This window comes from Pantoea sp. EKM101V, assembly GCF_011800325.1.
Taxonomy (GTDB): domain Bacteria; phylum Pseudomonadota; class Gammaproteobacteria; order Enterobacterales; family Enterobacteriaceae; genus Pantoea; species Pantoea anthophila.
Genome location: NZ_JAALFP010000007.1, coordinates 24,180 through 44,221, shown reverse-complemented (window position 1 = coordinate 44,221; position 20,042 = coordinate 24,180). Strand labels below are relative to the sequence as shown.

Genomic DNA, 20,042 nt, shown 5'->3' with positions numbered 1-20,042 from the left:
CAGTCAAGCAGGTTTTGCGCGTCAGCGAAAGGGCTAAGGCACGCAAAGTGAAGGCTGCATCCGCTGAGCACAGCCCCTATACTGCGACTTTATCCCACAGGACATCGCCATGGATCGACTCGATTGTGACCGGATGTTTGTCACGGTGCTGGAAACCGGCAGCTTTTCTGCGGCGGCGTTACGTCTCGGCACCAGCAGCAGTCAGGCGTCAAAGCTGGTATCGAAGCTGGAGCAGCAGCTCGGTGTGCAGCTGTTTAAGCGCAGCACCCGCGCCCTGTCGCCGACCGATGTCGGGCGCGCCTATTACGAACGGGTCAAACACCTGCTTGACGCGTTTGAGACGCTGGATGCCAGCGTGCGCGAAAGCGCCATGACGCCGACCGGCCGGCTGAAAATCAGCGCGCCCGGCTCCTTTGGCACGGCGGTGCTCTCTCAGGTGCTGGTCGCCTTTGCCCGCCGCTATCCGCTGATTGAGCTGGACGTCAGCTTTTCAGATCGGGCCGTGAACATCGTCGATGAAGGATTTGATATGGCGATCCGCATCGGCAACCTGAGCGACAGCAGCCTGGTGGCGCGCAGGCTGGGCGAGGTTCATGTGCGCTTCGCCGCCTCACCGGCCTATCTTGAACAGTTCGGCACCCCGCAGCACTGGCAGGAGATCGCTCAGCATCAGTGCATTATCGACACCAATTTTCGCGATCCCCGGCACTGGCCGTTTGCCGGTTCCGACGGTGAGGTCGTGACCGTGCCTGTGCAGGGCCGTCTGCGCTTCGCCAACACCGAAGCCTGTCTGCAGGCGGCTATCGCGGGCCTGGGCATCGCGCGCCTGCCCGGATTTATCGCGGCCCCTGCGCTGCAACGCGGTGATATCGTCCGGCTGCTGGAGAACTTCGAGACGCCGCCACTGGGTCTGTTTGCGGTTTATCCGCCCGCCCGCCATCTGCCCCACCGGGCGCGCCTGCTTATCGACTTCCTGGTCACCCATTTCATTCATTTTCCACCCGTCTGATTTCTTCCAATATGGAAGAAATGATTGTCTTCAGGGCCGGATTATCAGCCTTTTAGTCATCAGTTATGCTGCTTCTCATCTCAACAGAGGAGTCGCACAATGTTAGTAGAAGGTAAGTGGAGTAGTGACTGGCATCCGGTGCAGGCTACCGATAAACAGGGCGGTTTCGTCCGCCAGACATCCGGTTTCCGGGACTTCATCAGCAGCGATGGCTCAACGCCATTCCCGGCAGAGCCCGACCGCTACCATCTCTATGTGGCGCTGATCTGCCCGTGGGCATCACGTGCGCTGATCGCCCGCAGGCTCAAAGGGCTGGAGTCGCTCGTCGGCGTCACGGTGGTGGAGCCGCAGCTCGGTGCTCAGGGCTGGCGTTTCGGTGATTTTCCTGGCGCGCAGCAGGACCCGCTGAATAACGCGCAGTACCTGCATGAGATCTATACCCGCGTGGCACCCGATTACACGGGCCGGGCCACCGTGCCGGTGCTGTGGGACAAGAAAACCGGCAACATTGTCAGCAACGAGTCGGCAGACATCGTGCGCATGTTCAACAGCGGCTTTGGCGATCTGGCCGATAACCGCATCGACCTCTATCCCGCCGCACTGCGCGCTGAGATTGATGCGCTCAATGAGAGCCTCTATCCGCGCCTGAATAACGGGGTTTACCGCGCCGGATTTGCCACTACCGCCATCAGCTATCAGCAGGCGTTTAACGACATCTTCAGCCAGCTGGATGAGCTGGAGGCGCTGCTGAGCGATGGCCGCACGTTTCTGCTGGGGGAACGGCTGACCGAAACCGACATTCGCCTGTTTGTGACCCTGATCCGCTTTGACGTGGCCTATCACGGCCTGTTCAAATGCAACCTGCGCCGCATACGCGACTATACGCTGCTCAACCGCTATCTTAAGAGCATGCTGTCGGTCTCCGGCGTGCGTGAGACGGTCAACATCGATCACATCAAACAGGGTTACTACTCGATCAAGGCGCTCAACCCGAACGGCATCGTGCCGGCGGGCCCGGATATGAGCGAATACGGTTTTTAAAGGAGCAATGATGGCAAAGGCACTGGTGATTTTTCTGCATGGCGTGGGGAGTAACGGCGATGACCTGGCCCCGCTGGGCCACCACTGGGCGACATTGTTGCCGGATGTGATTTTTGCCGCGCCCAATGCGCCTGAACGTTTTGCCGCAGGGTTTGGCTGGCAGTGGTTCAGCCTGACCGACGTGACGCCAGAAAATCGGCCAGGCCGGGTGCGGGCAGCGCGCGCCGCGTTTGACGCAACCCTGAACGCTATCGTTGAGCAGCATGGCTTCGCCGACCGCTGGCAGGATGTGGTGCTGGTCGGCTTTTCACAGGGGTCGATTATGGCGCTGGATGCGCTCGCCTCGGGCCGTTATCCGCTGGCAGGCGTGGTCGCCTTTTCCGGTCGTCTGGCCGTTGAGGGGCAATTAACCCCGCAGGCTCATGTGCCCGCGCTGCTGATCCACGGCCAGGCCGATGAGGTGATCCCGTGGCAGGAGAGCGAATCGGCCGCGACACGACTCAGAGCCGCCGGGGTGCCGGTTGACGCGCGCTTTGAACCGGCCACCGGCCACACCATTTCAGGTCCGGGCGCGATGCACGCCGCCGCCTTTATCGGACAGTGCCTGCAGGATTAACGCCGGTAGCGGTCTAACGCCTGCCAGGCCTGCGCCGCCGCCACCTCAGGCGGCAGGCATTTCAGTCTGTCGTTGAAGACTTCAATACCCAGCGGCCCCTGATAGCCTGCGCTTTTGAGCTTATCGACAAAGCGATCCACGTCGATAATGCCGTCGCCAGGCAGCAGACGCTGATGCTTCGCCATCGCCATCAGGCTCTGTTTGTCCTGAGCCGGAACGGCGGCCATATCACACAGCTGCACCTCATAAATGCGGTCGGCCGGAATGCCATCCAGATGGGCGGCGTCGCCCCCGCGCGCGCAGATATGGAACAGGTCGACCACCAGACCAATATTCGGCTGGTCGAGCCGCTGCAACCGCTGCCACGCCAGCGGCAGCGTGTTATCCACACTGCACCAGGCCATCGGCTCATACATAATGCGCATGTTGTAGCGCGCGGCTTCCGAGGCCATCCAGCGCAGGTCATCATCGATCAGTTCGGCACAGCAATCTTCCCGGGTGCTGGCCGGAGCCTGAAGGGTATCGCAGCCCAGCGCCTGGGCGATCTGAATAAACTGACGCAGCTCTTCGCGCTTCTGTGCGCGCAGTGCCATGGGTGCGCCGGTGAAATCGCGCAGCACCTGGAGGTTGGTAAAGCCGGGTCCCTGCCGGGCCGCGATCTCAGCCAGCGCCGCCGCACCGCCCTCGCACGCCTCAACATCCTCGCGCCAGATCTCCACCTGATCGAAACCGGCGTCACGCGCCGCCTGGAGTTTCTGGCCGGGTTCACCGTTTAACAACACCAGGTTAAGGAAGGTGGGGTTGGTTCGCATTGCTCAGCTCCTTAATCGTCCGGAATAATCGGTGATGTTCAGGTCATGCCCCGGTGAGAGACGGGCGTGACCTGAACCCCTCTGTTTCTCTGGCGCACAGGGGCCGGTTAACCGGCTCAGCCCAGCAGCGTCACCAGCGCAAAACCGGCAAACGCCATCAGCAGTGAACCGATCACATGTACCAGCGCGCTGGCCATCGCCCAGAGATACTTACCTGATTGTAGCAACACCATTAATTCTGCCGTGAAGGAGGAGAAGGTGGTCAGCCCGCCGCACAGGCCGGTGACGATCAGCAGTTTCCAGATCGGGTCGATGTCGGGGTGGCGAACAAACCAGGCCATCGCACCGCCAATTACCAGCCCGCCGATCAGATTCACCAGCAGCGTGCCGGGTGGCAGATTGGGAAAGAGCGCATTAAAGCGCATCGCGAACAGCCAGCGCAGCACACAGCCGGCCGAGCCGCCGATCATCACCGCCAGTAACGGTTTCAACATAACTTGCTCCTGATTGCAGATTAACGCCGGGCTGAGAGGAGAGGCAGAGATAAACTGCGCCTGACGCCTCAGCTCCCGCGAAAGGATTGAGTGTCAGGCGTCATCAGCCGGTGTTAAGCCCACCGGCGGTTGGGAAAGGTGGCACGCCATCACCTTGAGCCGGTGATAATACGACGCCCGTTTCAGGCTGGCAACCTTGCGCCGGGAAACCGGCCCGGCTGGCGTAAATGCTTGACGCCCACGCTGCGGGCGGGGTAATGCTGAGGGATGAGAGTCGGTGATGGAGAGGCGATGCGAACCCTGATTTTTGATACTGATATCGGCGTGGATGATGCTTTTGCGCTGGCTTATGCGGCGCGCACCCAGCATCTGCTGGGCATTACCACCGTTTTCGGCAACGTAGCGGTGGGTCAGGCGGTGAAAAATGCCCGGCTGTTCTGCCAGAAGATGGCGATCGACGCAGAGGTTTATCGCGGCTGCGCGCGGCCGCTGGCCCAGGCCCCGTCAGCCCCCGCCACCCTGCACGGTCAGGACGGGCTGGGTGATGCGTTTGAAAACAGCTGTAGCGATCAGGCCCCCGGCGCAGTGCAGTTTATTATCGACAGCGTGCGGGCACAGCCGCATCAGATCACCCTGGTGGCGATCGGTCCGCTGACCAACATCGCCTCGGCCATTAATCAGGCACCCGACATCATTCCGCTGGTGAAAGAGCTGGTGATCATGGGCGGTGCGTTCGGCAGCGGGGGACACAGTGGCAACGTGACGCCCTTCAGCGAATTTAATATCTGGAAAGATCCGCATGCTGCCGATCAGGTGCTCACCTCGGCGCTGAACGTGGTGGTGATCCCGCTGGATGTTACCCACAAGGTCCTGATCACCGGCGAAGAGGTTCAGTGGCTGAATCAGCCGGTGCTGAGCGCCATCTGTCGCCCTTACCTGGCTTACAGTCTGGCGAAAGAGGGATTTAACGGCATGGCGCTGCACGACACCCTGGCGGTGGCATGGCTCAGTCTGCCAGAGGCGTTTACCCTGGCCGAAAGCCCGCTGCGGGTGATCACCGAAGGGATCGCCTGCGGTCAGACGGTGCGCAGGCTGAGCGCACTGGCCTCCCGGCAGGACCCGTTTGCCGGTCTGCCCGCCCAGCGCATCGCGCTCGGCGTGGATGCTGACGCGGTGCGGGCGCACTTCTTTAACACCCTCACCGCGCCCTGACACGCTGGCTGGCCGCGTTAGCGATCGAAATGAATCACGCCTTTGATCAGTTCGCGATTGTTGATGACCTGCGGTTCAAAGGTTTCATCCAGCGTGGAGAACGCCAGAGAGTGATTCAGCATCATACTGGCGCGCAGCTGACCGCTGGCCATCAGGGAGCAGACCCGATCAAAATCTTCGCGGGTGGCGTTGCGGCTCCCGAGCAGGGTGGCCTCTTTTTTGTGAAACTCACTGTCCGGGATCACCAGATCGCCTTTGTGCAGGCCGACATAGACGACCGTGCCGCCGTGCCGTATCAGGCTGACCGCGTTGTTCATGGCCGCCGGGTTGCCGGTGGCGTCGATCACTTTCAGCGGCAGCCGCCCGCCCGCTTGCTCGCGCAGCGCCGCATCGAACGTTGCGTCTGCCGGGTTCAGCGCCACCAGGCCGAGCTGGTCAGCGACATGCTGACGACGAAATGCGCTGGTGTCCGCCACGATCACCTGCGCACCGCTGGCAGCGGCAATCGCGGCCACGCCCAGGCCAATCGGCCCCGCCCCCACCACCAGCACCTGCTCATCAGCGGTCACGCCAGCCCGACGCACCGCATGCGCGCTGATGGCAAACGGCTCAATCAGCGCAGCCGCCTCCGGTGTCACTTCATCCACTGCCAGCAGCGTGCTGACCGGCACGCTTAAGTAGTCGCTGAATCCCCCATCCTGATGGACGCCAATCACGGAGATCTGCTCACAGCAGTTGGTTTTACCGCTCTGGCAGGCGTCGCAGTGCAGGCAGGCGATGTAGGGCATAAGCGCCACCCGCTGGCCCGGCCGAACACCCTCAGCGCCACGGCCCAGCGCGACCACCTCCGCACAGATTTCATGGCCCAGCACCCGGGGATAGCTGAAAAAGGGCTGATTGCCGGACCAGGCGTGAATATCTGTTCCGCAGATCCCGGCGGTGAGAATTTTGATCAGCGCCTCGCCCGCGGCGGGCGCTGGCCTGTCGCGGGTGGCCCAGACCATTCTGCGTGGTTCAGCGATGACCAGTGCTTTCATTGTTGTCATGGTGAGTCTCCGGTTGTCCTGCAGGCAGTTATGCCGAATCCGGCAGCGGACGCGGGTCTCGCTTGCCGGAAGTGTGAAGCACCACGGTTTTTTTGGGCTCTGAATGGTTTTTAATGCATAAAAAACCGGAGAGTGCGATGAGCCGCAGCCAGAATTTGCGTCAGAACGTGGTTAACCAGATGCTGGAAAGTATTGCTCAGCGCCATATTCGCTCCCCGCTGCCGCCACAGGCGGCGCTGGCGGAGATGTTCAATATCAGCCGGACCACGGTGCGCCATACCCTGCACTACCTGCATCAGTGCGGCGTACTGGATAAGGTTGAACAGACCTGGGTTATCGTGCGCGAGCCGCGCGAAGAGGACAGTTTCAGCGCCGTCACGCCGCCGATTGAGCAGCAGGCCAGCCACGTAGAGCAGATGTTTTTTAATCTGATTAACCAGCGGCAGCTGGTGCCGGGTGACACGTTCAGCGAACTGCAGCTGGCGCAGCAGGTGAAGGTCAGTCCGGTCGTGGTGCGTGAATTTCTGCTGCGTTTTATGCGCTATGACCTGCTGGAGCCGGTTAAACGCGGCCAGTGGCGGATGAAGAAATTCACTCAGGACTACGCGGAGAAGCTGTTTGAACTGCGCGAGATGCTGGAAACCCACGCCCTGAGCCGCTTCCTGAATCTGCCCGCCAGTGATGAGCGCTGGGTTCAGGCGCGGGATCTGCTGGATCGCCATCGATCGATGCGCGACACCATCGCCAGCAACTATCGCCACTTTGCCGCGCTGGATCGGCAGATGCATTCCCTGATCTTATCCGCCGCCAGCAATCCATTTTTTAATCAGTCGCTGGAGATCATCTCGGTGATCTTTCATTCGCACTATCAGTGGGATGAGAGCGATCTTAAGCAGCGCAATATCGTGGCGCTGGAGGAGCATATGGCGATTCTGACCGCGCTGATTGGCCGTCAGGATGTCGACGCGCTCTGCGCCCTGCACAACCATCTGGCCACCGCAAAAACCTCCATGGTGCGATCAATCAGCCAGTACAATTAAAAACCGATTAAAAACCACAAAGCATTAGCTCCCGCACGCTTCAGAAACATCTTTGCAACATCCTTTTCCCTTTGCTCTTAGTCTCGACGGTAACGTCACGGCGGCCTTTTGCCGCTGCGCGCAGACCCTTCTCACCATAACGATAACCAGCCAGTTTCGGGAGAGTGCAATGGAAAAGAGCTCAGTATCCGGCCGTGATCGCGCGTCCGGTGAGATGACACCAGACCAGGATTTCGTGCCCATGCGCAGCGACGTGGTGCGCTCACCGCGCATCCGTAAGATTCAGGTCACCGCGATGCTGCTGTTGCTGTTTGCGGCCGTCATCAACTATCTGGATCGCAGCTCGCTGTCGGTGGCCAATATGACTATCCGTGAGGAGATGGGACTGAGCGCCACCGAAATCGGCGTTCTGCTCTCCGCTTTTTCGCTGGCTTATGGTCTGGCGCAGCTGCCGTGTGGTGCGCTGCTGGATCGCAAAGGGCCGCGCATCATGCTCGGCATCGGCATGTTCATCTGGTCACTGTTTCAGGCGGCCTCCGGCCTGGTGCACAACTTCACCCAGTTTGTGCTGGTGCGCATCGGACTCGGCATTGGCGAAGCGCCGATGAACCCGTGCGGCGTCAAAGTGATCAACGACTGGTTCAATATCAAAGATCGCGGCATGCCGATGGGGATGTTTAACGCCGCCTCGATGATTGGGCTGTCGGTTGCACCGCCGATTCTGGCGGCGATGATGCTGGTGATGGGCTGGCGGGGGATGTTCGTCACCATCGGCATCCTCGGCATCTTCCTCGCCATTGGCTGGTACATGGTCTATCGCGACCGCGATAACCGCACCCTGAGCGCCGAAGAGATCCACTATCTGCAGGCGGGCAGCGTGGCGTCACGCAAAGAGCCGATCAGCTTCAGGGAGTGGCGCGGCCTGTTTAAGCAGCGCACCATGTGGGGCATGATGATTGGCTTCAGCGGCATCAACTACACCGCCTGGCTCTATATCGCCTGGCTGCCGGGCTATCTGCAGTCGACTTATCACCTCGATCTCAAAAGCACGGGCCTGCTGGCGGCGATTCCGTTCCTGTTCGGCGCGGCGGGTATGCTGCTGAATGGCTATGTGGTCGATACGCTGGTACGCCGCGGGTTTAACGCGGTGAAAACCCGTAAAGTCTGCATCGTCAGCGGCATGCTGCTGTCAGCCGGATTTACCGCCATCGTCACCCGTGCGACCGACACCACCAGCGCCGTGACGCTGATCGGCATGGCGCTGTTCTGTATCCACTTTGCCGGTACGTCGTGCTGGGGGCTGATCCACGCCAACGTTACCGCGCGCATGACCGCCTCGGTCGGCAGCATTCAGAACTTCGCCAGCTTTATCTTTGCCTCGTTTGCGCCGGTCATTACCGGCTGGGTGCTCGACACCACCCAATCGTTCAGCCTGGCACTGATGATTTGCGCCTGTGTCACGCTCATCGGCGCCCTCGCCTATCTGCTGCTGGTGCGTAAGCCGATCACCGACGGTGAATAACCCCCGCTGACGGCGCGGCGGTCAGCTCAGCGTCGTCAGCGTAACCCCATGTTTCGCCCCGTAACGCTGAATACCGGCGATCACCTTCTCCGTGCTGAGCGGCGGTGGCGGTGGCAGCAGCGGTGCTCTTTCACGCAGCGCCGAGTCGAAGCGGGCAAAGGTAGCAAAATCGCGCGGGAACCGCTCTTCATCCACGCCGATGAAGACCCCCTCATCACGGGCATGGGCCAGCAGCGCCCGCCAGCGATCAATCTCCGCCAGTCCGATGCTGTCGGTGCCGTGAGAAAAGAGCATCATGTCGATATTGCGGAACGGCGGCTGTTTTTCCAGGAAGCGTTGCAGGGCCGCCGCTGACGGCTCGGTGCAGAACACCAGCCAGAACGGGATAGCCTGCTGCCGGATGCTGCTCCACGGGTCCATCAGCAGGAAACTGTCCACCGTCAGACGGGTCGGTAAAATACCGGCAGCCAGATACCAGTCACGATAGATCTCTGCCACCACATAACTCATCGCTTCCGGATCTTCATAGCGAATCTCCATCAGCTTCCAGTTCTGGGCTTCCGCCAGCTTTTTCAGCGGCGAGATCAGATAGCCATCCAGCCCCCACTCCGCTTCCGGCACCCGATCGGTGATGGCGGGCGGCGTCCAGCGCTCGCGGTCAACGCCATAACGTGCCAGATACTCCGCAACCCGCGGACCACCCTGTAAATACTCCTGCTCGGTTGCCCCGCCGAGCGCGCCAAACTGAAAGAAGGAGCGATCGCTGGTGCGCGTGACCGGCCACTGGCGGGTACAGTGATTAATGAACAGGGTGGATCCGGCAGGCAGGCTGCCCATCAGGAACTCGTTAAAGGCCAGCGGCAGGTCGCGCAGTTTCAGCCGGAAATAGCGCATCTGGTCCAGCATCAGCCGATCCTGATTGGGGTCCTGCATATGGTGAACCGCCAGCCGCGGCCAGGCGGAGAGCAGCGCAGCGGCAATCTCTTTACCCTCCTCAAAACCTGCCTGCGCATCATCGGGATCGCTGCTGGTTGCCCGCACCGGGCAGAGAAAGGTTTGTGGCAGCCAGGGCACGCCCATCGCCGCCGCCAGATGCATCAGCGCACCGTTCGACGAGCCGATAAAGGCGGCGGGATAATCCTGCTGGGGATACTCACTGACCATCCATTCGGCGATGCCCTCCACATCCAGCTCCCCCGCCTGGCGCAGGCTGATGCCCTCCGCCATCCCGCCCAGCGCGTAGCCCCACTCCCGCAGTCCGGTCGGCAGCCGGTTCAGCGACGGCAGCAGCCGATCCAGCGTCGGAGACTGGCTGGGACTGGCAAAGGGGCGATCGTGCAGCGCATTCGCCAGCGCCAGCAGCATCGCTGCGGCGGAGTCAAAACGGGCAATACCTTTCGGGGGTTTACTCATGCTGATTCTCCTGCTGAATGCGCGCCAGGAACGGGCGAATGGCGTGACAGAAACTCCACGGATAGACGTAATGCAGGGTGTGCGTGCCGTCGCGCAGTGTGATCAATTCACTGTGCGGCATCAGCGCGGCAAGCTCATCCAGCCAGCGCGCCGGACAGACCGGATCACGCGAGCCGCGCAGCAGCAGCGTGGGCGCATTGATGTAGGTAAGGCGATGCTCGATGTGGTCGCGCATCATCTCACGCATCGTGCCAAAGGCGCGGCGCAGACCCGCTTTAGCGTAATCGATGCGGGCCAGCGGCCCCGGCGGTCGCCGGGTTTCCAGCCGGCCATTGCGCCAGTCGCGCCATAGCTGACGCGGCAGGCTGCGGGCATGGCGGTCCACCGTCGGCCCCTGCAGCACCAGCCCCGCCACCGCCTGCGGATGCTTCACCGCCAGCGCGGCCAGAATCTGACAGCCAAACGAGTTACCGACCCAGATTGCGCGCTGAAAACCGTTGTGCTGCAGCCATAACCAGAGCGCCTCCGCCTGCTGGTCGACTGACATCACCGGCGCAGAAGCGGGCAGCGTACTGGCTCCGAAACCAGGCAGGTCCGGCACCAGCACGTGATAGTCGCGGCTCAGCGCCAGCGCCAGCGGCTCCATCGCCCGGCCTGACATCACCAGTCCGTGGATCAGCACCACCGGCAGTCCCTTATCCTCATTGGGCGTGACCCGGGTGAACATCCGCCAGTCGCCCACCTGCTGAAAGTAACCGGCCATGCCGGCATGGTGGCTGCGCGGTGACACCGGCGGTGTCTGTTTCAGCTGCTGCCAGCGTTTCATGCCCCACAGGGTGGCCGCCACACCTAATCCCACGCCTGCCACCATCGCTGCCTGTTTTCGTCGCTGCTTCTGGATCATCCACTGCTCCTGTTTCGGGGAGAATAATTCAGTGTAGGCCGGGATCGGATGGGAGGCGGTTTATCGGTGTCATGGCGAGGAAAAGTTCATCGTGTCTCTTGCGGGGAGGCGGGACGCCGGAAAGCGTGTCTTCAGCCCCGGGATTCGCGGAGAGGGAAAAGGCGCCAGCGCGCCTTTTCCCTCTTTTTACTGTGCTTTGCGATAGGGATCTTTGATTAATGCCACGGAGAACGCCCCAATCAGCAGCACGGCAGAGACCGCCAGCAGTGCCCAGGTAAATCCCCCGCTGCTCTGGCGGATATAGCCAATCAGGGAGGGGCCGACAAAGCCGCCCAGATTCCCGACAGAGACGATCATGGCTAATCCGCCTGCGGCTGCGCTGCCGGTAAGAAAGCCCGAAGGGAGAGCCCAGAATGAGGCCTGAAAAGCGAGAATGCCGCTGACGGTAAAGCAGAGTGCCAGCATCTTCAGAACGGGCTCATTCACGACGGCGCTGCAGGCCAGCGCAAAGGCGGCGATAACGAGTGCACCACTGATCCAGCGAATGCGATGTCCGGAGGCATTGGCCCGCCGTGCCCAGAACAGCATGCTGAACGCGGCACAAATGTAGGGTAATGCGGTCAGGAAACCGGTGGTGGTGTGGCTGACGCCAAGCTGGCGGATGATCTGCGGCATCCACAGGCCCACCCCGATCGAACCGACAATCCCGCAGAAGTTAATAAACGCCAGCAGATAAAGCAGCGGATTCCGCAGCGCATCGCGCAGGCTGGAGCCGTGTGCTTTTTCAATCTGCTGCTGCTCGTTCTTCAGTCGTCTGCTCAGCAGGGACTTTTCCGTGTCGCTCAGCCAGTTTGCCTTCTCCGGGCGGTCGTTAAGGAAGAAGAGGCACAGCACGCCGAGGATCACCGCCGGGAACCCTTCCAGCAGCAGCAGCCACTGCCAGTTACGGATATGTTCATGCCCGGTGATTTGCATCAGCATCCCCGACAGGGGAGCGCCGATGATATTGGCCACGGGGATCCCGACTAAAAAGGCGGCCGTAATTTTTGCGCGCCAGCTTCCGGGGAACCAGTATGTGAAGAACAGGTAAATACCGGGCGTGAATCCGGCTTCGGCCACCCCCAGACAAAAACGGGCAAAGGCAAAGCTCAGGGGGCCGGATACGAAGGCGGTCGCCATGGAGATGAGTCCCCATGAGATCATGATGCGGGCAATCCAGATACGGGCACCCACTTTTTGCATGATCAGGTTGCTGGGCACTTCAAACAGAAAATAGCCGATAAAAAACATCCCGGCGCCGAATCCGAACTGCTCAGCCGTGATGCCCAGATCGGCATTCATGCCCAGCGCCGCGAAGCTGACGTTGGTGCGATCCAGATAACTGACGACATAACAGATGAAAATAAAAGGCAGGATGCGGCGAAACGCTTTACCGGCTGCCTGTTCACTTTGTTCAAAATCCTTTTGATTCATCTCTTCACGATCGCCGGACACGGTTTCCGGCTCCGCAGGTGAGCCGGTGCTTACAGTATGCAGATTCATGAGTGCCTCCGCTGCGTTCAGAGAACGCAGAGTTGTTCTTAGAGAAATGCAGTGGACATAAAGGACAGTGGATGGCCGGGCGTCTTCATTGAACAGGTAAGAATGCTGCCGCTGACCGATTCGGTAATAAACAGCTGCTGTAAATTTTCGCCACCAAAGCAGAGGTTGGTGGTGGAGCGTCCGGCGGGACTGGTGAGGATTTCGGCAGGCTCAGCCAGATCGTTGAGCAGCCAGACGCGACCCAGCCCCGGATTGGCAATCAGTAGCTCACCCTGCGCGTTAATGGCCAGTCCATCGGGACCGCTGGGCCCGTGCGAGGTAAAATATTGACTCACTTTGCTGACCGACCCATCACGCTGAAGCGGCACGCGCCAGATGGCATTGCCGCGCGTCATCGCGACATAAAGCACTTTTTCATCTGGCGACAGAACCAGCCCGTTTGGGCTTGGACAGTTATCCAGCAGGATATCCAGTCGTCCGTCCTGGCTGAGACGATAAACACGGCCAGTCGGATCGTGAAGTCCCGTCTGACCCTGATCGGTGAAATAGAGGTTTCCCCGGCTGTCGGGCGTTAAATCGTTCACACCGCGAAAGCTCTCACTGTGGCGGCGAGGCAGCCACGGCGTCACGTCCTGCGTTTTAAGCGAGAGCTTCATTAACCCGTGATGATAATCTGTAATCAGAAGGGTATCCGGATCGACGAGTTTCATGCCGTTCGGTTCGCCATCATATTGCACGATGAGATCCCAGTTGCCTGCCATATCGACCCGGAATATCCGGCCATACGGGATATCGGTCAGGTACAGACAACCGGAAGGGTGCCAGATCGGCCCTTCCAGGAATGAGTCGGTAAGCTGTCCTCCGCGATTGGCGGCAGCCCAGACATTGTTGCGATCAGGGGAACGAAAGTGGTCGGGCAGCCGGGTAAAAATTGATGTCTCCCTGACATCCGCCTGCGTCAGATAAGTCATAGAATGGTGTCCTTTTCAGTGAATCCCTTAACCCGGCTGACATAATCCGTGCGCACGTGTGCGTCTCTGCGGTGAATCAGCGGTGTCTCATCAGCGAACATAGCCTGCCTCACATTCTGTTTTACTAAGTAAAACTCAGGTGTACATGATGAAATAACTATATCGACGACACTGGCGCTGATGCCAGTGTTATGAGCTTGTTTATTATGTAAACAAGATATCACTCACAAATTATGCCGACATGTACCGGCCAGGTCATGAACTGCAGACGGGCGAAAAGCGAGAAAGGCTGAAGCCGCTTTTTAAAATGATGATGAAAAAGGGTTGAAGTCGTATATAAAAAATAAAATTTTCAATCTTTTATACCCGGAGGAAAATGATCACCTGTCACGTCAAATACGTTATCGATCCCTGTCAGATACGCGAAATTGAAAATTATGCTTCGGAATGGAACCGATTCAGGGTTTAAGAAAGAGAACGGAGAAACGGGGGCGGCAACCTGAACAGACCTCAGGCGCAGAAAAAGGGAATTAAATCAGCGGAAGCAAAACAGAGAGGTGATAATCACCGGTCGATCCCTGACCGCGATTATCGAGGGTTTCCTGCGGGGTGCTCAGGACATGGCACCCGGCGGTACGTGTTTGAACGTCTCAACGTAAGCACGGAACACGTATTTGAAAATGCGTTTCATGGAGCACCTGATTCAAATTAAGTTGAAGATATACTGAAAAAGTATAACTTCTGTGCGTTTTAACAGCAAATAAATTTGAACCGGATCACAAAACTACGGCTTCAGGCGCCATAAAACCTACGCGGTGTAGCCGAGATGCTGCAGCAGAATGGTGGAACCAACGGCAATTAAGACGAGGCCACCGAGCACTTCCGCCCATTTACCCAGCACCGGACCAATAAAGCGCCCGACCAGGACACCGGTCGTCGCCATTACCGTGGTCGCGGCACCAATCGTCAGCGCGGTGGTGATGATGTTCACCTGTAAAAAAGCCAGGCCAACGCCGACCGCCAGCGCATCAAGGCTGGTGGCTACCGCAGTGGTCGCCAGTACCACAAAGCCGTGGCTTTTTGGCGCTTCACAGGGTTCGGCGACCGCGGTCTGACGGAAGCCTTCCATCATCATACGGCCACCCAGGAACGCCAGCAGTATAAACGCGACCCAGTGGTCCCACGCCATGATGTAACGGCTGGCTGCCAGGCCGAGTGCCCAGCCCATCAGCGGGGTCAGTGCTTCAATAGAGCCGAAAATCAGACCGGTGCGCAGCGCTTCTTTAAAACCAGGACGATGCAGCGTCGCACCTTTGCCCAGCGCAGCAGCAAATGCGTCCATCGACATACCCAGCGCAAGAATTAACGTAGCAATAAAGGTCATGATTTATTCACCTGGGGCGAAAAAGCGGCTAATCACGCTGAATTCACCACACAAAGTGTTCAGTTATGAAAAAGTGCGCGCAGTCTACCATGCAAACCCGCAGATAAAAAGACAGCAAAATCAGGGATTTAAGTATAGCAAAGGCTATAACTCTTATCTTCCGCTATGAATGGACCTAAGTCGATGGTGGCAAAGCGTTTTCTGGCCACTCTGAGTGCCTGAATCCCCGCTCCATTCGCCTTTGCGCCTGATGCCGCCATTGAACCGCGCGGCCAATTACCGGAAAATGCCGGGCTGATAATGATGGGATACCGGTAATGAATAACCCTTTTGAAACGTTGATCGTGCCTGGTGGCATTCTGCTGCTGGGTTTTCTCTCGGCGCTGCTGCTGCCCGCCCCCGCCTTCAGCCTGACCGTGGCGCAGCATCTGCTGCAGTTGTTCCATCTGCAGGATCTTAATCAGCTTTACACGGTCGTGTTCTGCATCTGGTTTTTACTGCTGGGCGCGCTGGAGTTTTTCGTTATCCGCTTTGTCTGGCGTCGCTGGTTCAGGGCCTGACAGCACAATGGGCGTCCACCAGCGCTTTTAGTTGTCCGGCGCTGCGGGCATAGCCTTCGCGCGGCAGATGTGCCGCGCCCAGCAACAGGCCTGCGCAGCGCTGATCCGCATCCTGATACCAGAGTGACAGCGGCGAGGGTGCCATCCCCCACTCTGCCGCCTGCTGAGCAATAAGCTGGTCCGGGGAACCGGCGGGCAGGCGAACGATTACCGCCAGCCCGGCGCGTTGCAGGTCCGGAAAATGGGGGTGCAGCGCGGCAACCATCTGCTCCAGCCGCTCGTGATACACACGCTTCATCCGCCGCAGATGCCGCATGAAGTGACCTTCCCGCAGAAACTCCGCGACTGCATTGTGCAGCAATCCTGCCGATGCCGGTGCCAGTAACGCGCACACCTCACCGAACCGGGCAGCCAGTGCGGGCGGCACCACCATAAAACCGAGCCGCAGCTGTGGCGTCAGCGTCTTGCTGAACGTGCCGATATGCAGGACCCGTCCCTCGCTGTCGAGGGCGGCCAGCGCTGGCGCGGCGCGATAACCAGGCTGGAGCTCACCCAGGTAGTCATCTTCAATAATCCAGCGCTGTTCGCGGCTGGCCCACTCAAGCAGGGCATGGCGGCGCGCCAGGCTCATCGTCATGCCAAGCGGTGCCTGCTGGCCCGGCGTCACCAGCGCGAAAGCGGCGTCCGGCGCACGCGTCACCCCGGCAGCGACCTGCATCCCCTCCTCGTCGACCGGCACCGCAACCGGCCTGACCCGCAACGCTTCCACCGCGCCGCGCGCCAGCCAGAATCCGGGATCTTCCAGCCAGGCGGTTTTGCCCTGAAAATCCATCGCCAGGCCAATCAGACCCATCGCGCCTGCATAGCCACTGGTAATGATGATCTGCTCCGCCTGACAGCGCAGACCGCGCGCCACCGCCAGATAGGCCACCAGCGCCTGACGCAGTGCCAGACTGCCACGCGGATCGGGATAGCTGGCTGGCCGGCTGACCTGCATTCGCGCCTGCCGCTGCAGGATGCGCAGCCAGACTTTGGCCGGGAACGTATCGCTGGCGGGCGTCCCCATCTGGAAGGTCAGCGGCGGGGCATCAAACGCCTCGATCCCTTCAGAGTGCGGCGGAAGGCACCCGGCATCGGAGTGGACCGGTTTTAATGGCGGCAGGGTGCTGACGAAGGTGCCCGCCGCGCCCCGGGTCTCCAGAAACTGACCATCGGCCAGCATGTCATAACCGGCACGGACGGTGCCGCGGGCAACACCGAGCTGCGCGGCCAGATCGCGACAGGAAGGCAGGCGCGCCCCCGGCTGTAAACGGCCTTCACCAATCGCCTGCTCAATCAGCTGGCGCAGCTGTTCGCTCAGCCCACGCGACGTACCGCGCTGCAGCGTCAGCGAGAAAAGGGGCGATGGACCAGTCAGACTCTCATTTTTTGGCACTTTATCTGCTCCATTCAAAGGCCGAAAATCGCCTCATCAATCCCAGGAGGCAATAAGATGAGCGAACGTATAGATTTTCACCAGGCAGCACCGGCAGGCATGAAAGCACTGAGCGGCATATACGGTTATCTGTCACAAACCGATCTGCCGCTCACTTTACTGGAACTGCTGTTCCTGCGCATATCGCAGATTAACGGCTGCGCTTACTGCATTGATATGCATACAAAAGCGCTGAACAAGGCGGGGATCGGCTGGGATAAAATTGTACTGACGTCGGTCTGGCACGAATCCGGCACTCTGTTCAGTGAAAAAGAGAAAGCGGCCCTGCAGTGGGCGGAGTGCCTGACGCTGATTGCACAGCATGGCGCGCCGGAAGCAAGTTATACCGCGCTGAGGGAGCACTTCTGTGACAAAGCAATTGTCGATCTGAATATCGCCATTGGCCTGATGAACACCTACAACCGCATGGCGATAAGTCTGAAAAAGCTGCCTGCCAGTGCGAATGCGTCATAAGTGAAACCGATGCGTGCGCCGCTGCGCGCGCATTTTCAGACTCACAAAAATGTAACATTATTTTTACACAAGAGGCTATCTGGCTGCTTTGTCGACAATTCAAACTATTCCACATTGCATAATAAATCGCTAAAATTCAGATAATTAAATAATTCCGCACCGTTCATATCGATTCTGCCGTTGCACCATCATGGCGCTTTTCCGCAACATCCTTTCCGGGTTAACCCTCTGACTTGACAATAAAAAATCCCTAATCGCGCAGCCATGCTGATGATTAATTCTTATGCTGAATCATTTCTGCATTTAAAAAATAAACAAATGTTTAATTCAGGGGTGAGAATGTTATATTCGGATGACAAAGCATAACGTGCAGTTAACCCGTTATCACCGCTTTAACCTATACCTGAGACTTAACCTTTGAGAAATAGCGCAACGCGCTCGCAAGAAGCGTGACTATTTCGCCTGCAAAACTGTTGGGCTTCAGGTCAACAGAAGAGGAGATGTCGCCTCATGTGCAATTCAGCTGTAAACCTTGCGCTCGCGATGAGTGCCATGGCAAAGGACACCACTACCGCGCAGGAGCGCAAAGACGTTGACGTGCTGCTGATTGGCGCAGGTGTGATGAGCGCTACACTCGGTGCATGGCTGCAGGATTTAGCGCCGGACTGGTCCATCGAAATGGTGGAGCGGCTGGACAGCGTGGCCGAGGAGTCGTCCAACGGCTGGAATAACGCCGGCACCGGTCATGCCGCCCTGGCCGAGCTGAACTATACGCCGCAGCAGGCGGATGGCAGCATCGACATCTCTAAAGCGGTGACGATCAACGAATCGTTCCAGATTTCCCGCCAGTTCTGGGCATATCAGGTCCAGAAAGGCAACCTGCGCAATCCCAAAAGCTTTATTCACAGCACGCCACACATGAGTTTTGTCTGGGGAGACGACAACGTCGAATTCCTGCGCAAACGCTATCAGGCGTTGCAGAAAAGCACCCTGTTCCGGGGCATGGCCTACTCCGAAGATCCGCAGCAGATTGCACGCTGGATCCCGCTGGTCATGAATGGCCGCGATCGCCGTCAGAAAGTGGCCGCGACCTGGACGGAGATGGGCACCGATGTGAACTTCGGTGAAGTAACGCGTCAGCTGATCGCCTCCTTAGAGAAGAAGGCGAACTTCCGCCTGCGTCTGCGTCAGGAAGTGCGTGACCTGAAGCAGCTCGCCGACGGGCGCTGGCAGGTGACGCTGCAGTGTCTGAACAGCGGCAACCGCCGCACGCTGACAGCGGGCAAAATCTTTATCGGCGCTGGCGGCGCGGCATTGCCGCTGCTGCAGAAGGCCGGTATCCCGGAAGCGAACGGCTACGCCGGATTCCCGGTAGGGGGGTCGTTCCTGGTGACGGAAAATCCGCAGGTGGTGGCGCAGCATATGGCCAAGGTTTACGGCAAAGCCAGCGTCGGCGCACCGCCGATGTCCGTGCCGCACGTTGACACCCGCGTACTGGATGGCAAGCAGGTGCTGCTGTTTGGCCCGTTCGCCACCTTCTCCACCAAGTTCCTGAAGCAGGGTTCGCTGATGGATATGTTCACCTCTCTGAACAGCAGCAACATGCTGCCGATGGTGAAAGTGGGGCTGAAAAGTTTCGATCTGGTGAAGTACCTTATGGATCAGGTGCTGCAAAGCGATCGCGACCGTATGGACGCCCTGCGCGCCTATGTGCCGCAGGCGAAGCAGGAGGACTGGCGGTTAGTGACGGCCGGTCAGCGTGTGCAGATCATCAAGAAGGATGAGAAAGAGGGTGCTGTATTGCGCCTCGGCACCGAAGTGGTCGCCTCACAGGATGGGACGATTTCAGCACTGCTGGGCGCCTCACCAGGCGCCTCGACAGCGGCACCGATCATGCTGGAACTGCTGCATAAGGTCTGTCCTGAGCAGATGGCCACGCCGGAATGGCAGAATAAAATCCGCGCCGTCATCCCTTCCTGGGGTCGTAAGCTGAACGGTGACGTGGCACTGACAGAGAAAGTGTTGGCCGAAACCAGCCGTATTCTGCAGCTCGACTACTCGCCGGTGACACCGATGGCGGCAAACGATGAAGGACGTGAAACCGCGTTCGTTGTCGGCAAGTAATTCCGCACCGCTGATAAAAAGGCCGCTCAGACTCTCTGAGCGGCCTTGAGAGCTGGGTTAGGTACTTAACCGAACCCGGCTCTTTCATTTTGGTTTCCGAAACATGCTTTGCACCTCTTCCTGCGATATTAGCTTTGCCTGATGACTCGCCATTCGATATTACTCGCACGCTCTCGCCTCATTTTTAAAATCGTAAAGTTACGATAAAAATATGAGTTCTTTGTCACACCCCGCCACACCCCTCTTTGTTACATTCCCGAACTCTCTATTTAAAAGTTTCTCATGTAAGAAATAAATAGTTCAGGTATGTTCAAGTCCGCATTAGCATCTGGAGTACTGGGTTCAGTAAGCGCAGGCGTAATCATTCCTGGAATCGGATTGGTACCGGGATGGATCGCCGGAGC

Annotated in this window: 19 protein-coding genes and 1 riboswitch; of the genes, 9 read left to right on the top strand and 10 right to left on the bottom strand. The window is 58.9% G+C overall.

From position 1 onward, the window contains the following. Window positions 1–109: 109 nt before the first annotated feature. The 3 genes from HFD92_RS12555 to HFD92_RS12545 all read left to right on the top strand — a co-directional run bounded on the left by HFD92_RS12555 (window position 110) and on the right by HFD92_RS12545 (window position 2,666). Complete coding sequence (locus HFD92_RS12555) at window positions 110–1,009, top strand: LysR family transcriptional regulator (RefSeq protein ID WP_009087932.1); 900 nt, start codon at window positions 110–112, stop codon at window positions 1,007–1,009. Between the two features lie 99 nt (window positions 1,010–1,108). Continuing rightward, window positions 1,109–2,050: a glutathione S-transferase family protein gene (locus HFD92_RS12550; protein ID WP_167429041.1), complete on the top strand. Its 942-nt coding sequence runs from the start codon at window positions 1,109–1,111 to the stop codon at window positions 2,048–2,050. 10 nt (window positions 2,051–2,060) lie between these two features. Further along, entirely contained in the window at window positions 2,061–2,666 is a 606-nt protein-coding gene (locus tag HFD92_RS12545) for an alpha/beta hydrolase (RefSeq protein ID WP_009087936.1), read from the top strand. Here HFD92_RS12545 and HFD92_RS12540 read toward each other — a convergent pair. Both HFD92_RS12540 and crcB read right to left on the bottom strand, forming a co-directional pair. Continuing rightward, a complete protein-coding gene (locus HFD92_RS12540) occupies window positions 2,663–3,478 on the bottom strand; it encodes a sugar phosphate isomerase/epimerase (RefSeq protein WP_167429040.1) in 816 nt (271 codons plus the stop codon). The genes HFD92_RS12545 and HFD92_RS12540 overlap by 4 nt on opposite strands. Window positions 3,479–3,594: 116 nt before the next feature. Then, window positions 3,595–3,972 carry a fluoride efflux transporter CrcB gene (gene crcB / locus HFD92_RS12535; RefSeq protein WP_009087940.1) on the bottom strand — a complete coding sequence of 126 codons (378 nt, stop codon included), beginning with the start codon at window positions 3,970–3,972 and terminating at the stop codon, window positions 3,595–3,597. Between the two features lie 87 nt (window positions 3,973–4,059). Beyond that, window positions 4,060–4,135: riboswitch (Fluoride riboswitch) on the bottom strand. 128 nt (window positions 4,136–4,263) lie between these two features. Here crcB and HFD92_RS12530 point away from each other — a divergent pair. After that, a complete protein-coding gene (locus HFD92_RS12530; RefSeq protein ID WP_167429039.1) occupies window positions 4,264–5,184 on the top strand; it encodes a nucleoside hydrolase in 921 nt (306 codons plus the stop codon). Between the two features lie 17 nt (window positions 5,185–5,201). Here the strand turns inward: HFD92_RS12530 and HFD92_RS12525 are convergent, their stop codons facing one another. Then, a complete protein-coding gene (locus HFD92_RS12525) occupies window positions 5,202–6,230 on the bottom strand; it encodes a zinc-binding alcohol dehydrogenase family protein (protein WP_167429038.1) in 1,029 nt (342 codons plus the stop codon). Window positions 6,231–6,367: 137 nt separating this feature from the next. Between HFD92_RS12525 and HFD92_RS12520 the strand changes: the two genes are divergently transcribed. Together HFD92_RS12520 and HFD92_RS12515 are read left to right on the top strand one after the other, a co-directional pair. Continuing rightward, window positions 6,368–7,270, top strand: a complete 903-nt coding sequence (locus tag HFD92_RS12520; protein WP_009087945.1) for a GntR family transcriptional regulator — start codon at window positions 6,368–6,370, stop codon at window positions 7,268–7,270. A gap of 169 nt (window positions 7,271–7,439) precedes the next feature. Continuing rightward, window positions 7,440–8,792: an MFS transporter gene (locus tag HFD92_RS12515; protein ID WP_167429037.1), complete on the top strand. Its 1,353-nt coding sequence runs from the start codon at window positions 7,440–7,442 to the stop codon at window positions 8,790–8,792. Window positions 8,793–8,813: 21 nt separating this feature from the next. Here the strand turns inward: HFD92_RS12515 and HFD92_RS12510 are convergent, their stop codons facing one another. The 6 genes from HFD92_RS12510 to mntP all read right to left on the bottom strand — a co-directional run bounded on the left by HFD92_RS12510 (window position 8,814) and on the right by mntP (window position 15,006). After that, window positions 8,814–10,205: a hypothetical protein gene (locus HFD92_RS12510; RefSeq protein ID WP_167429036.1), complete on the bottom strand. Its 1,392-nt coding sequence runs from the start codon at window positions 10,203–10,205 to the stop codon at window positions 8,814–8,816. Continuing rightward, entirely contained in the window at window positions 10,198–11,109 is a 912-nt protein-coding gene (locus tag HFD92_RS12505; RefSeq protein WP_058956914.1) for an alpha/beta fold hydrolase, read from the bottom strand. Before HFD92_RS12505 ends, HFD92_RS12510 begins: the two co-directional genes overlap by 8 nt. Window positions 11,110–11,295: 186 nt before the next feature. Further along, entirely contained in the window at window positions 11,296–12,651 is a 1,356-nt protein-coding gene (locus HFD92_RS12500) for an MFS transporter (RefSeq protein WP_058956913.1), read from the bottom strand. 38 nt (window positions 12,652–12,689) lie between these two features. Beyond that, the gene (locus tag HFD92_RS12495) at window positions 12,690–13,622 is read right to left on the bottom strand and encodes an SMP-30/gluconolactonase/LRE family protein (RefSeq protein WP_167429035.1); all 933 of its coding nucleotides are present in this window, start codon (window positions 13,620–13,622) and stop codon (window positions 12,690–12,692) included. Window positions 13,623–14,235: 613 nt separating this feature from the next. Then, window positions 14,236–14,313 carry a stress response protein AzuC gene (gene azuC / locus HFD92_RS21905; RefSeq protein ID WP_150030152.1) on the bottom strand — a complete coding sequence of 26 codons (78 nt, stop codon included), beginning with the start codon at window positions 14,311–14,313 and terminating at the stop codon, window positions 14,236–14,238. Between the two features lie 117 nt (window positions 14,314–14,430). After that, the gene (gene mntP, locus HFD92_RS12485) at window positions 14,431–15,006 is read right to left on the bottom strand and encodes a manganese efflux pump MntP (protein ID WP_167429034.1); all 576 of its coding nucleotides are present in this window, start codon (window positions 15,004–15,006) and stop codon (window positions 14,431–14,433) included. Window positions 15,007–15,323: 317 nt separating this feature from the next. On the opposite strand from mntP, the gene HFD92_RS12480 reads away from it, so the two are divergent. Then, a complete protein-coding gene (locus tag HFD92_RS12480) occupies window positions 15,324–15,566 on the top strand; it encodes a DUF1158 domain-containing protein (protein ID WP_009087958.1) in 243 nt (80 codons plus the stop codon). Here HFD92_RS12480 and HFD92_RS12475 read toward each other — a convergent pair. Next, entirely contained in the window at window positions 15,556–17,001 is a 1,446-nt protein-coding gene (locus HFD92_RS12475; protein WP_167429033.1) for a PLP-dependent aminotransferase family protein, read from the bottom strand. The two genes, HFD92_RS12480 and HFD92_RS12475, sit on opposite strands and share 11 nt — an antisense overlap. Before the next feature lie 57 nt (window positions 17,002–17,058). Here HFD92_RS12475 and HFD92_RS12470 point away from each other — a divergent pair, with 57 nt between their 5' ends. Then, window positions 17,059–17,514: a carboxymuconolactone decarboxylase family protein gene (locus HFD92_RS12470; protein WP_167429032.1), complete on the top strand. Its 456-nt coding sequence runs from the start codon at window positions 17,059–17,061 to the stop codon at window positions 17,512–17,514. Window positions 17,515–18,024: 510 nt separating this feature from the next. After that, a complete protein-coding gene (gene mqo / locus HFD92_RS12465) occupies window positions 18,025–19,638 on the top strand; it encodes a malate dehydrogenase (quinone) (RefSeq protein ID WP_009087963.1) in 1,614 nt (537 codons plus the stop codon). Window positions 19,639–20,042: the final 404 nt, after the last annotated feature.